This is a genomic window from Actinomadura sp. NPDC000929 (genome assembly GCF_040492065.1).
Lineage (GTDB): Bacteria > Actinomycetota > Actinomycetes > Streptosporangiales > Streptosporangiaceae > Spirillospora > Spirillospora verrucosospora.
This window is the reverse complement of record NZ_JBEUPA010000181.1, coordinates 1-14,769: the sequence shown is the minus strand read 5'-3', so window position 1 is coordinate 14,769 and position 14,769 is coordinate 1. Positions and strand designations below refer to the sequence as shown.

Genomic DNA, 14,769 nt, shown 5'->3' with positions numbered 1-14,769 from the left:
CCCGCCGCCGCATGCACCATCGCCTGCTCGTTACGCGCCATGAAATACGGCAGCCCACCACCGGACTCCAGCAGCGCCTGCCCCATCCCGGCCACATTGCCATGCCCGAAAATCCCGAAACACCCCGCGAAGAACCGCCGCTCCACACCATCCCGCTCGCTGAACTGCACCGACAGGAAACGCACCAGCGCCTGCGCCACCGTCAATCTCATGACCGCTCCTCCACACCGCGTGCCGGGGGCGACGGCAGCCGCGGCTCCGCTGGCTGCCCCTCCCGGCTCTTCCGGATACGCGCCGTCCCGGCCGGCGCGTGCGGGGAGTGCCGGCCGTCACCCGGCACTCCCCTCGATACCTCGTTCACAGGAGTTCCACCGCGGCGTCCACGGCTCCGGCGACGTCCCCGTCCGGTGGGTACAGCAGGGAACGGCCGACCACCAGGCCCCGGACCGTGGGAAGACGCAGGGCACGGCGCCAGCCCTCCCGCGCGGCGACGGGATCGGCGGCGACCTCCCCGCCCAGCAGCAGCGCGGGCAGCGTGGACGCGGCCATCACCCGCTCCATGTCCGCCACCACCGGCACCTTCAGCCACGTGTACGCCGACGTCGTCCCCAACCCCGACGCGATCGCGACCGCACGCGTCATCGCCTCCGGCGACAGGTCATTGCGGACCCGCCCGTCCACCCGCCGGGAGATGAACGGCTCCACCATCGCCATCAGCCCACGCTCGGCAAGCTCCGACACCGCCCGAGCACACGCCTCCAACGTGCGCACGGTCGCCGGGTCGTCATCGTCCACCCGCACCAGCATCTTGCCGCCGTCCAGCCCCGACGCCGCGATCGCAGCCGCGCTGTAGGCCGTGAAGCGGTCATCGATCTCGAACGCCGAACCCACCAGGCCGCCCCGGTTCATCGAACCGATCACGACCTTGCCCTCCAGCACGCCCAGCAGCAGCAGATCCTCGATCACATCCGCCGTGCCCATCACGCCGTCCACACCCGGCCGCTCCAAGGCGACGCACAACCGGTCCAGCAGCTCTCCCCGATCGCCCATCGCCAGTGGATCGCCACCGGCCGCCAGGGCGCCGCGCGCCGGATGATCGGCGGCCAGCAGCATCAACCGCCCCGACTCCCCGACCAGCGAGTCCTGCCTGGTCCTGCGCTCCGCCGCCTCGGCGACCGCCTCCGGACGCGTCACCCGCGTCTCGGTCAGACCCGCGATCCGCTCCGCCCGCGCGTCGGCGGGCGGCACCGGAAGGTCGATCGTCATGCGGCCACCTGCTCGGTCAGTGCCAGCACCTCGTCCGTCGTGGGCATCGCCGCCGAGCACGCCAGCCGGGACGCGACGATCGCGCCGGCCGCGTTGGCGAAGCCCAGGACGCGCGGCAGGTCCCAGCCGGACAGCAGCCCGTGGCAGAGCGCCCCGCCGAACGCGTCGCCCGCGCCGAGGCCGTTGACGACCTCGACCGGCACCGGCGGCGCCTCGGCGGTGCGGCCCTCGGCGTCGACGGCGAGGACGCCGTCCGGACCGCGCTTGACGACGGCGAGCCGGACGCCCCGGTCGAGCAGCGCGCGGGCCGCGAGGAGAGGGTCGGCCTCCCCCACGGCCACCTCGCATTCGGCGATGTTGCCGACCGCGACGGTGGCGTGTTCGAGGGCCTCGCCCGCCCAGCGCCGCGCCTCGTCCCGCGACTCCCAGAACATGGGCCGGTGGTCGAGGTCGAGGACGGTGAGGGAGTCGCGGCGGCGGGCGCCGAGCGCGGCCAGCGTCGCCGTCCGGGACGGTTCGGCGCACAGCCCCGTCATCGTGACCCACAGCACCCCGGCGCCCTCGATCGCGGACCGGTCCAGCTCGTCCGCCCGGATCTCCAGGTCGGGAGCCTTCGGGAAGCGGTAGAAGTACAGCGGGAAGTCGTCGGGCGGGAACAGCTCGCAGAAGGTCACCGGGGTCGGCAGGCCGGGGACGTCGGAGACGTACCGGTCGTCGACGCCGTACTCGGCGAGCGCCCGGCGGACGAAGCGGCCGAACGGGTCGGCGCCGGTCCGGGTGATCACGGCGGTGCGGCGGCCGTGCCGGGCGGCGGCGACCGCGACGTTGGTGGCGCTGCCGCCGAGGAACCGCGCGAACGTCTCGACCTCGTCCAGCCCGACCCCGGAGGTGAGCGGGTAGAGGTCGACGCCGACGCGGCCCATGGTGACGACGTCGAAGGACGCGGCGCCGCTCATGAGCCGATCCCGGCGAGGAACTCGGCGCAGGCGCGGACGTCGTCCAGCGGCCCGGCGCCGGGGGCGGGTTCGCGGTCCAGGACGGTGTCCTGCTCCAGGACGTACCAGCCGTCGTATCCGGCGCCTTCGAGAGAGCCGACGATCGCGGCGATGTCGACGTCCCCCGCGCCGAGCGGGCGGTAGAGGCCGGCGCGGACGGCCTCGGTGTAGGGCGTGCGGCCGTGCCGCACGCTCTCGGCGAGCGCGGCGTCGACGTCCTTGAGGTGCACGTGCGCGATCCGCTCGGCGGCGCCCGCCGCCAGCTCCACCGGGTCGGTGCCGCCGATCAGCAGGTGGCCGGTGTCCAGGCACAGGGGGACGCCCGACCCGTCGAGGACGCGCCGGACCTCGTTGGATCGTTCCACCATGGTCCCGACATGCGGGTGGAGCACGGCCCGCACGCCGGCCTCCGCGGCCAGCGAGGCGATCCGGTCGAGGTTGGTCAGCAGCGCCGTCCACCCGGCGGCGTCGAGGGGAGGACGCTCGTCGTAGCCCTCCAGCCCGTGGACGGCGGCCAGCACCAGCGTCAGTTCCGACTTGGAGCGTTCCACGTCAAAGCCGGCCAGGACCCGCCGGATCTCGGGCAGCGGGTCGCGGTCCGGGTCGTGCAGCACGACGGGCGCGAAGCCGCCCACCGCGCGGAGCCCGTACTCGGCCAGCAGGGCGGCGCGCTCCCCGGCCCCGGCGGGCAGGAAGCCGTCCGGCCCGAACTCCGTGGCGGCCAGCCCGAGATCGCGCATCTCCCCCAGCACCCGCCCGGGGTCCATCTGGTGCCCCCAGCCGGGCACCTCGCACACCCCCCACGAGATCGGGGCTCCCGCGACGCGGTCGTTGATCATTGGCTCACCATCTCCCTGGGACGGGCCCGGTTCCGTGCTCGGCATCGGCCTCGCCGAGTCTGCTGAAAGCCGGGAAGGTATGTCAATAGTTTGTTATGACATTATGAGGTAATAAGCTAACCGACGGCGGCGGGTACGATCGTGGGGACGAGAGGAGGCGCCGGGTGTACCGACCGCGCGTGACCGTGGACCGCAGCAGCCCCGTCCCGCTGTACTACCAGCTCGCGCAGCAGTTGGAGGCGGCGATACGGGAGGGCGAGCTGTCCCCGGGCACCCGCCTGGAGAACGAGGTCGAGCTGGCCGACCGGTGCGGGCTGTCGCGCCCGACCGTCCGGCAGGCGATCCAGCACCTGGTGGACCGGGGGCTGCTGGTGCGCAAGCGCGGCGTCGGCACGCAGGTGGTGCAGTCGGAGATCCGCCGCCCGATCGAGCTGACCAGCCTGCACGACGACCTGGCCGCGGCCGGGCGCGAGCCGCGCACCGAGGTGCTGGAGCTCGGCACCGTCCCCGCCGAGGACCAGGTGGCCAAGGAGCTCGGCGTCCCGCCCGGCGCCGAGGTCACCCGGATGCGCCGCATCCGGTTCACCGGCGACGAGCCGCTCGCCCTGCTCACCAACTACCTGCCGCTCGACCTGCTCAGGATCGGCGAGGCCGACCTCGCCGAGCACGGCCTGTACGAACTGCTGCGCGCGACCGGCATCAACCTGCGCATCGCGAACCAGACGATCGGCGCCCGCGGCGCGACGGCGGCCGAGGCCCGGCTGCTGGACGAGCGGCGCGGCGTCCCGCTGCTGACCATGACCCGCACCGCCTACGACGACAAGGGCGGCGCGATCGAGTACGGCTGCCACGTCTACCGCGCCGACCGGTACTCCTTCGCCCTCACCCTCGTCGAGCGCTAGCCGGCCCGCCGGGGCCCGTCCGGCGAACGGCCGGTGAAAATCTCTTGATCAATTAGAGCGCTCTATTGAATTAGAGCGCTCTAATGCCTACCGTTCAGGCATCCCCCACGCATCAGGAGGAACCCGATGCAGTTGCGACCCACCCCCCAGGGCGCCCGCCTGGCGGCCGCGGCGACGACCGCCGCGCTCGCCGCGGCCTTCCTGTCCGCGGTCCCCGCGGTCGCCGACGGCGACGAGCTCGCCCAGGTCCGCGCCGCGCTGGAGACGCCCGCGAACCTCGACGACGACGCGGGCGGCAACGCCAACGCCGACGACCCGGCGATCTGGAGCCACCCGGACGACCGCGACGGCGACCTGATCGTCGCGACCCTGAAGCAGGGCGGCCTCGCGGTGTACGACGCCGCCGGCCGGCAGATCCAGCGGCTCGCCGCCCCCACCCCGCCCCGGCCCGGCGACGAGCCCGGACGGTTCAACAACGTCGACCTGATCTACGGCTTCCAGCTCGGCCGCCGCAAGGTCGACCTGGCCGTCGTGTCCGACCGCGGCCGCGACACCGTCCGCACCTACACGATCGACCCCGCGAAGGCCGAGGCCCACCGGCCCCCGCTCACCGACGTCACCGACCCCGCGGCCCCGCCCGTCTTCTCCTCCTCCCTCGACGAGATCAACGAGCAGGCGACGGCGTACGGGCTGGCGTCCTGGAAGGACTCCCGCGGCGCCTCCTACGTCGCGCTCAGCCGCCGGCACACCTCCCGGATCGGCACCGTCCGGCTGGAGGCCACCGCCGCGGGCACCGTCACCTACCGGCACGTCCGCGACGTCGACCTGCCCACCTCGTTCGCCCTGCCGGGCGGCGGCACCTGGGCTCCCTGCGAGGACCCCGGCGAGGGACCGCAGGTCGAGGGCATGGTCGCCGACCCCGAGAACGGGGTGCTCTTCGCCGCCCAGGAGGACGTCGGCATCTGGCGCATCCCGCTCGGCAGCGGCTCGCCGCAGCTCGTCGACAAGGTCCGGGAGTACGGCGTCCCCGCCGCCTACGACCCCGAGACCGAGGAGTGCGCCCCGAGCGGGCCCGACCCCGGCGTCGGAGGCACGCACCTCACCGCCGACGCCGAGGGCCTGTCCATCTACCGGCAGGACGACGGCGAGGGCTACCTGCTCGCCTCCAGCCAGGGGGACGACACCTTCGTGGTCTACGACCGCCAGGACCCGCGCCAGTACCTCGGCCACTTCCGCGTCGCCGCCGGACCGACGGTCGACGGGTCGGAGGTCTGCGACGGGGCCATGGTGACCAGCGCCCCCGTCGGCGGCTTCGACAACGGCCTCCTCGTCGTCCACGACGGCGTCAACACCCCCACGGTCACCGACGGGACCGGCGAGGTCCGGGAGAACACCAACTTCAAGCTGGTGGACTGGGAGGATGTGGCGGACCCGCTCGACCTGGACGTCACGCCCGGCGACTGGGACCCGCGCGGCTAGCAGCGAACCACACCGACGCGAGTCGCCGCCATGCCCTTCATGGCGGCGACTCGCCGTACCCGGGAGAACACCGCATGACCCACCCGACCCTGGAGGACGTGGCAGCGCGAGCCGGAGTGTCGCGCGCGCTCGTGTCGCTGGTGATGCGCGGCTCCCCCAAGGTCGGCAGGGAGCGCCGCGAGGCGGTGCTCCGGGCGGCCCGGGAACTCGGCTACCGGCCCAACATGATGGCGCGGAGCCTCGCGGCCGGCCGGACGGGCATGATCGGCGTGCTCCTCTCCGACCTCCGCGATCCCTGGTACGGCGCGGTCTACGACGGGCTCGCCGACGAGGCCGCCCGGCGCGGCGTCCGCCTGCTGCTGGCCACCGGGCGCGGCGGCCCGGCGCGCGAGCGGGCCGCCCTGGACGACCTGCTCGACCTGCGCCCGGACGGCGTCGTCCTGGCGGGGCCCAGGCTGCCTGCCGCCGACATCGAGCGCGCCGCCGCCGGATGCGCCGTGACCGTGGTCGGGCGCTCCGTCCGCTCCGACCGCGTCGACTGCGTGACCGGTGACGGAGCCGCGGCCGTCGGGCGGGCGCTCGGGCGCCTGGCGGACCTCGGCCACCACCGCGTCGCCTGCCTGGACCTCGGTCCCCGCCCCTCGCCCCTGCGCCGCGCGTGCCCGGCCGGCGCCGTCGTCGCCCGTCCGGACGAGCTGTGGCGTCCGCCTGGGCCGCCGACGGCCGTCCTCGCGCTCGGCGACACGACGGGCGTCGCCGCGCTCGCCGCGCTGCTGCGCGCCGGGAGGCGCGTGCCGGACGACGTCTCACTGATCGTCCACGGCGATCCGCCGGGGGCGCGGGCCGCGGGGGTGACGACGATCGCCTCGCCGGCCGCGGAGATGGGCCGCGCGGCCGCCGCGATCCTGCTGGACCGGATCGGGGACGGCGCGCAGGCGGAGACCCGGCGCGTCACCGTCCCGCCCGTCCTCGACGAGCGCGGCACCACCCGGTAGCCCGGGCCCCGGAAGCGACGCCCTGAAGGCGTGCCCTCTCGGCTCCGGCCGGATCCGCGGCACGCCCTTCAGCCATGCCCGCGGCACGTGGATCCGCCGCGCCCGAGGCACGCGATCACGCCGTGCGTGAGGGCTCGCGCACGCCTCTGGCCGGACGCGGCCGGGCGGAGCCGAGCCTTGTCCCGCCGTTCCCGCAGCTCCGCACGGCCACGGCCGGCCCGGGGAAGACTCCAGTCCAAGTCAGAACGTCAAGATGTAAGAACAAAGTCTTGACTGCCCTTCCGGCGCGGGCTACAAATGTGCCCCAAGCCACACGAAGATGACGAGCAGATGAACAACCGGTGTCCGCCGCCGGTCCATCAGATGAACTCGCCATCCGATCGGACAGCCATGGGAGGCACCATGCGGGTCGGACTGTTGGGCGCGGGGCGGATCGGGGCGTCGCACGCCCGGTTCCTGGGCGGCCATCCCCAGGTCGACACCCTGCTGATCGGAGACGCCGACGTGCGCCGCGCCGCGGCGCTGGCCGGCCCGATCGGCGCCACGGCCGGGGACCCGGAGACGGTGCTCACCGCCGGGCTCGACGCGGTCGTCATCGCCACGCCGACGTCCACGCACGCCGAGCTGCTCGTCCGCGCCTGCGACGCGGGCGTCCCCGCCTTCTGCGAGAAGCCGGTCGCGCCCGACCTGCGCACGACGCTGGAGGTCCGCGACCGCGCCGCCAAGACGGGGGTGCCCGTGCACGTGGGCTTCCAGCGCCGGTTCGACGCCGGGTACGCGGCGGCGCGGCAGGCCGTCCTCGACGGGCGGCTGGGAACGCTCCACCGCGTCCACCTGATCACGGCCGACCCGGCGCCGCCGCCGGCCGAGTACGTCCGCTCGTCCGGCGGGATCTTCCGCGACTGCCACATCCACGACTTCGACGTCCTGCGCTGGGTCACCGGCCGGGAGGTCGACTCGGTCACCGCCGTCGGCGCCAACCGCGGCGACGCCTACTTCTCGGCCGCCGGGGACGTGGACACCAGCGCCGCCGTCCTGGTCATGGACGACGGGACGCTCGCCACGATGCAGGGCTCGCGGTACAACGGCGCCGGATACGACGTGCGCATGGAACTGTCGGGCACCGCCGGCACCTGGGTGGTCGGGCTCGACGAGCGCGCCCCGCTCCGGTCGGCCGAGCCCGGGGTGGACTGGCCGCCCGGCGATCCGTGGACGGACTTCCAGGAACGCTTCGAACCCGCCTACGCGAACGAAATTGGAACGTTCCTGGAAATGGCCAGGGGCCGCGCGGACAGCCCCTGCACGGTCGACGACGCGCTGGAGGCGTTCCTCGTCGCCGAGGCCGCCACGCTCTCGCTGCGCGAGGGCCGCCGCGTCCCGCTCGCGGAGCTCCGATGATCTGGGCGGCGGCGTTCGGCGCGGTCGCGCTCGCCTTCGTCTGGGTGACCGGCGTCAACGACGGCGCGGCCCTGCTCGGCCTCAGCGGGCGCTACCCCCGCTCGTCCGGGCTGCTGCTGACCGCGCTGGTGCTCGTGCCCCTCGTCCTGGTCCCGCAGGTGACCGTCACGGTCGCGCGGACGTTCACCGAGGGCCTCACCGACCTCGGCGACCGGCGCGGCGCGCTCGCCTTCCTGCTCGGCGTGACCGTCGCGCTCGCCGTCGTCGCCGGGCTCACCAGGCGCGGCCTGCCGACCAGCCTGACGCTGGCGATCGTCGGCGGCATCGGCGGCGCCGGACTCGGCATGGGCCTCGACGTGGCCTGGGGCGGGCTCGGCCTCGTCCTGGCCGTCGGCGCCGCCGCCCCATTGGTCGGCACGTCCGTCGGGTTCGGGCTCGGGCTCGCGTCGCGGCGCGTGCCGTCCTTCGCCGGGATGCCCGGAGCCGTCCGGACCGCCCACGTCCTGGCCTACACCGCCCAGTGCGCCGCCTACGCCGCCAACGACGGGCAGAAGATGCTCGCCGTCGTCAGCGTGGCGCGGCACGTGGTGTCCACGCGGCGGCTCGGCGGGGTCGGCCCCGTCCAGCCGACCCCGGTGGTGCTCATCGCGATCGCCGTCGTCTTCTGCGCCGGCGCGCTGAGCGCCGTCCACCGGGTGGGCGAGCGGCTGGGGCGCGGGCTCGTGCTGGCCCGGCCGCTGCACGTGGTGTCCACGGAGGCGGCGGCGGCCGCGTCGGTCGCGGCCAGCTCGCTGGCGGGCGCGCCGGTCAGCATGACGCAGTCCGTCACCGCCGGGGTCGTCGGCGTCGCCGCCAGCGAGGGCGCCTCCCGGGTGCGCTGGCAGAACGTCGTCGGCATCGGCGCCGCGTGGCTGTTCACGCTGCCGCTCGCGTTCGCCGCGGGGACGCTCGGCGGCGTCGCGGTGAGGACCCTGTGAGCGCCGCCGTCCGGCCCGTCCGCCGCGTCCGGCTCATCTGGGACGACCTGCGAGGACGCTCCGGAGACCGGGTCGTCGGGCAGGTCGCCCGGCAGATCCGCGCCGTCCGCGACGGCGCCGAGCTGGCCCGGGAGATGGCCGCCGGGCGGGTCCCCTCCGGGGAGGCCCGCGCCCGGATGGCCGAGCTGGAGCACGCGGGGGACGCCGAGCGCGCGGCGCTCGCCGCGATGCTGCGCGGCGTCCTCGCCACCCCCATAGACCGGGAGGACCTGTACCGGCTCTCCCGCTCCGTCGACGACGTCCTGGACAACCTCCGCGACTTCGTCCGCGAAGCCGACCTGTTCGGGCCGCCCGGACTCGGCTTCGCCGTACCGCCGCTGGACGCGGTGCTGGAGGGGCTGACCTCCCTCGACACCGCCGTCCGGAAGGTCCTCGCCGAGCCCGCCGCGGTCACCGTCGCGGCGCTCGGCGCGCGCAAGGCCGGCAACCGCGTCCGGGAGACCCGGCAGGCGGCGCTGACCCGGCTGTTCGCCGGACCGCTGGACATCGACGTCCTGCGCAGGCGCGAGCTGCTCGACCGCCTGGACGCGGTGGGGCGGCGGCTCGGCGAGGCGGCCGACGCGTTGTCGGACGCGATGCTCAAACGCAGTCACTGATCGAACCATGAAGCCGCAGGTCGGGGCTGCGGGCACAGCGCGAGGAGAGAACCCACCATGATCCGCACCATGATGAGAGGGCGCCGGGCACGGGCCGGAGCCGCCGTCGCCGCCGCCCTCGCCACGGCGGCGCTGGGCGCGTGCGCGCCGTCCAGCGAGGGGCAGGCCGGGGCCGACCAGCCCCTCCCCTCCGTGACCGTGGAGGACGCGGCGTCCTTCGACCTGAACGCACTGATCGCCGCCGCGAAGAAGGAGGGCAGCCTCCTCGCCTACGACGGCAGCGGCGACGTCAAGGACATGGCCGCCGCGTTCGAGAAGAAGTACGGCATCAAGGCCGAGGGCGAGAAGTCCAAGGCCGCCGCGACCGCGGAGAAGATGACGCGCGAGGCGCAGGCCGGCAACGTCACCATCGACGTCAGCCTGTTCGAGGACGGCCCGATGCTCGTCGGCCAGCTCCTCCCCCAGAAGATCGTCACCACCTGGATCCCGCCGGACCTCGCCGCGACCATCGGCGAGAAGAACCGGAACCCGCTGATGATGATCTCGAAGGCGTACGTGTTCGCCTACAACCCCAAGCTCAACCCCGGCGGCTGCCCGGTGAAGAACGTCTGGGACCTGACCGACCCCCAGTGGAAGGGGAAGGTCATGATGCAGGACCCGCTGGGCAAGGAGGTCTTCACCCAGTGGTTCACCCAGCTTTCCGAGCGGAGCTCCGACAAGCTCGCGGCCGCCTACGAGCAGCTCGGCAAGGGCAAGCTCAAGACCGGGGAGGACGACGCCGCCCACGAGTGGGTGAAGCGGCTGGCGAAGAACGATCCGGTGCTGACCACCGAGGACGAGGACGTCGCGACCGCCGTCGGCGCCCCCAACCAGACCCGGACGACCATCGGGCTGTTCTCGATCGCCAAGTTCCGCGATCTGGAGGGCAAGGGCTTCAACATGAAGGTCTGCGAGGGCCTGAACCCCTGGACGGGCTTCGCCTACCCCAAGTTCGCGACGATCGCGGCGAAGTCCAAGCACCCCAACGCCGCCAAGCTGTTCGTCCACTTCGCGATGTCGAAGGAGGGCTTCGACCTCGAGGCCCACTCCGGCGGCGTGTCCGGCAACGACGCGGTCGGGGTGAGCCCGCACAACCCGCCCGGCCTCACCGACTGGAACACCCAGCTGTACTGGTTCTCCTCCGACAAGCTGCTCGCCGACTTCCGCAACCGCCAGGACATCAAGGACTTCTGGCGCGTCAACCACTCCTGAGCACTGCCCGACCCCCGGCGGGCCGCACGAGCGGCCCGCCGGGCTCCACCCCGGAGGAAGAACCCATGGCGGTCGCCGCCTCCGCACGGCCCGTGTCACGCGGCCGGCGCGTGCTCTACCGGTCCCGCGTCCTGCTGCGCAACCCCACCGTGCTGCTCGGCCTCGTCCTGAGCGCCGCGCTGCTCTACCTCGTCATCGCCCCGCTCGTCTCCGTCGTCTCGGACGCCGGCCGCGTCCAGTACGGCGACGAGGCGCGCTCCGGCCAGGGGGCCGGCTCGTGGACGAGCTACTACCTGTGGCGGGTGTTCCGCTCCCCGGTCAGCAGGCTGCTGTTCTGGGAACCGCTCCTGCACACCCTCACGGTCGCGGTCGGCGTCATCGTGTTCGCGCTCGCCGTCGGCGGGTCGATGGCGTGGCTCGTGACCCGCACGAACGTCCCGGGCCGCAAGTTCCTGGCCGGCGCCCTGGTCGTGCCGTACATGCTGCCGTCCTGGACGTTCGCGCTGGCGTGGCTGTCGCTGTTCAAGAACGAGCGGTCCGGCGGGCAGGTCGGCTACCTGCAGGGCGCCGGGATCCACACCCCCGACTGGCTGGCCTACGGGCCGGTGCCGATCATCGTGACGCTCGGCCTGCACTACTACCCCTTCGTGCTGCTGCTGTTCGGCAACGCGCTGCGCCGCATCGACTCCCAGCTGGAGGACTCGGCGCGCATCCTCGGCGCCGGCGGCCGGACGGTCCTGCGCCGCGTCACGCTGCCGCTGATGCTGCCGGCGCTGTCGTCGGCGGTGCTGCTCGTCCTCGGGCGCGTCCTCGGCACGTTCGGCACCCCCTACATCCTCGGGCTGCCGAGCGACTACAACGTCCTGTCGACGAGCCTGTACCACGCGATCCGCGACCGCAGCACCGGCGTCGCCTCGACGATCGCCAGCGTGATCGTGCTCATCGGAGTGCTCGTCGTCGTGGTCGACACCCGGCTGGTGCGCGAGCAGCGCAAGTTCGTCACCGTCGGCGGGAAGGGCGCCATGGACCGCCGCGGCGACCTGCGCCGCTGGCGGTGGCCCGCGTTCGGGCTGGCGATGGCGGTGTTCGCCGCGAGCGTCGTCATCCCGGTGCTGACGCTGCTGCTGTCCACCATCACCAAGACGCCCGGCGTGTTCAGCCCCGGCAACTTCACGCTGAAGTACTGGTTCGGATCCGACATCGAGGGCGCGGTCGGGTTCCCGCACGGCGTGCTGCGCGGAAACGAGCTGTGGGAGGCGGCCTGGAACAGCGTGCGGATCGTCGGGCTGGCCGCGCTGGTCTGCGGCTTCGCCGGGCTCCTCATCGGCTACGTGGTGGTGCGCGGCGCCGGGAGCCGCGTCTCGGCCTTCCTGCGGCAGGTGTCGTTCCTGCCGTACCTGGTGCCCGGCATCGCGTTCGCCGCCGCGTGCCTGTCGCTGTTCGCCGTCCGGCGCGGCCCCGTGCCCGCCCTCTACGGGACGATCACGCTGCTCGTCCTGGTGATGGTGGTGACGCACCTGCCGTACTCGTCCCGGTCGGGGATCTCGGCGATGATGCAGCTCGGCCGGGAGCCGGAGGAGGCCGCGCAGATCAGCGGGGCGCGCTGGCCGACCCGGATGGTCCGCATCATCATCCCGATCCAGCGGGGCGCGCTCGTCACCGGCGTCGTCCTGCCGTTCATCTCCGGGCTGAAGGAGCTCAGCATCGTCATCATGCTGACCACGTCCGGCACGCAGCTGCTCACCACCCTGTCCATCGGGCTCGTCGACTACGGCTACACCCAGCTCGCCAACGGCGTCGTGCTCGTCATCGCCCTGCTCTCGTTCACCATGACCTACCTGGCCCAGCGGCTCACCAAGAGCAGCCTGGCCTCGGGCATCGGAGGTTGACCATGCCGGCCATCACCCTCAGCGGAGTGGTCAAGAACTACGTCGGCGGCGACCGCGCCGCGGTGAAGGACCTCGACCTCGTCATTCCGGACGGGTCCTTCACCTGCCTGCTCGGGCCGTCCGGCTGCGGCAAGACCACCACCCTGCGCATGATCGCCGGGTTGGAGCAGCCGACCCTGGGCGAGATCAGCGTGGGCGACCGGGTCCTGGACTCGGTCGAGCGCGGCGTCTACGTCCCGCCGGAGAAGCGGGACATGGGACTGGTGTTCCAGAACTACGCGCTCTGGCCGCACCTCACCGTCCGCGGCAACACCGAGTTCGGGCTCCGGATGCGCCGGGTCCCGGCGGAGCGCCGCAAGGCCCGCGCGCGGGAGGCCCTGGAGAAGGTCCGCGTCGCCGACTGCATGGACCGGTACCCGTCCCAGCTGTCCGGCGGCCAGCAGCAGCGCGTCGCGCTGGCGCGGATGCTCGCCGTCGACCCCGACGTCCTGCTGCTGGACGAGCCGCTGTCCAACCTCGACGCGCGGCTGCGCCTGGAGATGCGGACGGAGCTGAAGCGCATCCACGAGGAGACGGGCGCGACGGTCGTGTTCGTCACCCACGACCAGATGGAGGCCATGACGATGGCCACGCACATCGCCGTCATGGCGGAGGGGGAGCTCCAGCAGGTGGCGCCGCCGATGGAGATGTACGAGCGGCCCGCCAACCGGTTCGTCGCCGAGTTCGTGGGAAGCCCGCCGATGAACATCGTCCCCCTCGGCGACGAGCCCGACGGGCTGGCCGGGTCGCTGCTGCGCTTCGTGGAGAAGCACGCCGGGCTGAGCGGGCCCGCGTGCGCGGGCGTCCGTCCCGAGGCGCTGAAGCTGGCGAAGTCGCGGGACGAGGTGCCCGACGCGGCCTGGTGGGACGAGGCGGTCGTCGAGACCGTCCTGCCGACCGGGTCGAGCTGGACCGTGCAGCTGCGCGTCCTGGACACCGACCTGTTCGCCGTCACCCACGAGGACCCCGAGGCGGCCCCGGGCGACCGGCTCCACTGCTGGACGCGACCCGGGCGACTCCACGTGTTCGCCGAGGACGGTTCCCGGATGGGCGCCTGGGACGACGCCGTCGCGCCCGTCAAGAAGGCCGCCCTGTGACCGCGCCCCTGCGCCGGCCGCGGGCGCTGCTACTGGACTTCGGCGGCGTGCTGGTCGAGACCTCCAAGCGGGACGGCTGGCAGGCCGCTCTGGCCAAGGAGGTCCACGCCCTTCTCACCGGCGCCGGCTCCCGCGAGCTCGACGCCGCCGCGATCGAGACCGACATCAGGGCGGGCGCGGCCGCGGACAAGTGCTGGAAGGACGCCATGTCCCGCCCGTACGCGCCGCGCGAGACGACCCACGCCGCGTTCTGGGGCGACTACGTGGCGGCCGACTGGCCCGCGCCCGCGCGGCAGCTCGTCGTCGCGCACGCCACCCCGCTGTGCAAGCGAATGGGCGAACTGCGGCAGGACCGCCGCACCCGTCCCGGCATCCCCGAACTGCTCGACGCCGCCGCCGGGCTCGGCATCCCCTGCGCGGTCGTCAGCAACGCGCTGTCCGGCGCGGTGCACCGCGACTACACGGCGTCGACGGGGCTGGCGGGCAAGCTCGCCCTGGAGGTGTACAGCGACGAGGTCGGCATCCGCAAACCCAACCCGGAGATGATCTGGATCGCGACCCGCGCCCTCGGCGTCGAGCCGTCGGACGCCTGGTACGTCGGCGACAACTTCGACCGCGACGTCCTGTGCGGGCACCGCGCCGGCGTCGGCGGGAACGTGCTGATGGTGGCCAAGGGCACCCATGACGTCCCGTACGAGGTCCGCTGCCGCCCCGACGCCGTCGTCGACGACGGGCACGGACTGCTGGACCTGCTCACCGCCACGACAGAAGGAGAACGATGAGCGTCGACGTCCCCGCCTCGCGGGAGCTCGCCGGGATCGCCGAACTCGCCGCCCGCGCCACCGGGGACCGTCTGCGGACGGCGTTCCGGTCGCGTCCCGAGGTCGATCACAAGCGCGACATCCACGACCCGGTCACCGAGCACGACCGGGCGGCGGAGGAGACGATCCGCCAGGTGCTCGCCGAGCACACCCCCGGCAGCGTCG

The 14,769-nt window shown here is 73.5% G+C and carries 13 protein-coding genes and 2 pseudogenes; 11 read left to right on the top strand and 4 right to left on the bottom strand.

Going from position 1 to position 14,769, the window contains the following annotated elements:
* The 4 genes and pseudogenes from ABWI04_RS37495 to ABWI04_RS37480 all read right to left on the bottom strand — a co-directional run.
* Positions 1 to 212 (bottom strand): annotated as a pseudogene (locus ABWI04_RS37495) (3D-(3,5/4)-trihydroxycyclohexane-1,2-dione acylhydrolase (decyclizing)); the annotation flags it as partial.
* A gap of 145 nt (positions 213 to 357) precedes the next feature.
* Entirely contained in the window at positions 358 to 1,266 is a 909-nt protein-coding gene (locus tag ABWI04_RS37490) for a Cgl0159 family (beta/alpha)8-fold protein (RefSeq protein ID WP_353835342.1), read from the bottom strand.
* Positions 1,263 to 2,222, bottom strand: a complete 960-nt coding sequence (iolC, locus tag ABWI04_RS37485; RefSeq protein WP_353835341.1) for a 5-dehydro-2-deoxygluconokinase — start codon at positions 2,220 to 2,222, stop codon at positions 1,263 to 1,265. Before iolC ends, ABWI04_RS37490 begins: the two co-directional genes overlap by 4 nt.
* Positions 2,219 to 3,100, bottom strand: coding sequence for a TIM barrel protein (locus ABWI04_RS37480; protein ID WP_345173641.1), 882 nt, complete (start codon positions 3,098 to 3,100; stop codon positions 2,219 to 2,221). The genes iolC and ABWI04_RS37480 overlap by 4 nt, the downstream gene beginning before the upstream one ends.
* 164 nt (positions 3,101 to 3,264) lie before the next feature.
* On the opposite strand from ABWI04_RS37480, the gene ABWI04_RS37475 reads away from it, so the two are divergent.
* From ABWI04_RS37475 to ABWI04_RS37425, 11 genes and pseudogenes are all read left to right on the top strand, one after another.
* Positions 3,265 to 4,002 carry a GntR family transcriptional regulator gene (locus tag ABWI04_RS37475; RefSeq protein ID WP_345173643.1) on the top strand — a complete coding sequence of 246 codons (738 nt, stop codon included), beginning with the start codon at positions 3,265 to 3,267 and terminating at the stop codon, positions 4,000 to 4,002.
* A gap of 126 nt (positions 4,003 to 4,128) precedes the next feature.
* Positions 4,129 to 5,481 carry a phytase gene (locus ABWI04_RS37470; RefSeq protein ID WP_353835340.1) on the top strand — a complete coding sequence of 451 codons (1,353 nt, stop codon included), beginning with the start codon at positions 4,129 to 4,131 and terminating at the stop codon, positions 5,479 to 5,481.
* A gap of 74 nt (positions 5,482 to 5,555) precedes the next feature.
* On the top strand, positions 5,556 to 6,476 hold the full coding sequence (locus tag ABWI04_RS37465; RefSeq protein ID WP_353835339.1) for a LacI family DNA-binding transcriptional regulator: 921 nt from the start codon (positions 5,556 to 5,558) through the stop codon (positions 6,474 to 6,476).
* Positions 6,477 to 6,878: 402 nt separating this feature from the next.
* Positions 6,879 to 7,874: a Gfo/Idh/MocA family protein gene (locus ABWI04_RS37460; RefSeq protein WP_353835338.1), complete on the top strand. Its 996-nt coding sequence runs from the start codon at positions 6,879 to 6,881 to the stop codon at positions 7,872 to 7,874.
* Positions 7,871 to 8,851 carry an inorganic phosphate transporter gene (locus ABWI04_RS37455; protein WP_345173651.1) on the top strand — a complete coding sequence of 327 codons (981 nt, stop codon included), beginning with the start codon at positions 7,871 to 7,873 and terminating at the stop codon, positions 8,849 to 8,851. Before ABWI04_RS37460 ends, ABWI04_RS37455 begins: the two co-directional genes overlap by 4 nt.
* On the top strand, positions 8,848 to 9,507 hold the full coding sequence (locus ABWI04_RS37450; protein ID WP_345173653.1) for a DUF47 domain-containing protein: 660 nt from the start codon (positions 8,848 to 8,850) through the stop codon (positions 9,505 to 9,507). The genes ABWI04_RS37455 and ABWI04_RS37450 overlap by 4 nt, the downstream gene beginning before the upstream one ends.
* 69 nt (positions 9,508 to 9,576) lie before the next feature.
* The gene (locus tag ABWI04_RS37445) at positions 9,577 to 10,758 is read left to right on the top strand and encodes an ABC transporter substrate-binding protein (RefSeq protein ID WP_353835337.1); all 1,182 of its coding nucleotides are present in this window, start codon (positions 9,577 to 9,579) and stop codon (positions 10,756 to 10,758) included.
* Positions 10,759 to 10,823: 65 nt separating this feature from the next.
* Positions 10,824 to 12,647: an ABC transporter permease gene (locus ABWI04_RS37440; protein WP_345173657.1), complete on the top strand. Its 1,824-nt coding sequence runs from the start codon at positions 10,824 to 10,826 to the stop codon at positions 12,645 to 12,647.
* A 2-nt stretch (positions 12,648 to 12,649) separates the two neighbouring features.
* The gene (locus tag ABWI04_RS37435) at positions 12,650 to 13,783 is read left to right on the top strand and encodes an ABC transporter ATP-binding protein (RefSeq protein ID WP_345173659.1); all 1,134 of its coding nucleotides are present in this window, start codon (positions 12,650 to 12,652) and stop codon (positions 13,781 to 13,783) included.
* Positions 13,780 to 14,565 (top strand): HAD family hydrolase, encoded by a 786-nt coding sequence (locus ABWI04_RS37430; protein ID WP_345173661.1) that lies wholly within the window; start codon positions 13,780 to 13,782, stop codon positions 14,563 to 14,565. Before ABWI04_RS37435 ends, ABWI04_RS37430 begins: the two co-directional genes overlap by 4 nt.
* Positions 14,562 to 14,769, top strand: a pseudogene (locus ABWI04_RS37425) (inositol monophosphatase family protein); the annotation flags it as partial. The gene ABWI04_RS37430 and the pseudogene ABWI04_RS37425, both read left to right, overlap by 4 nt.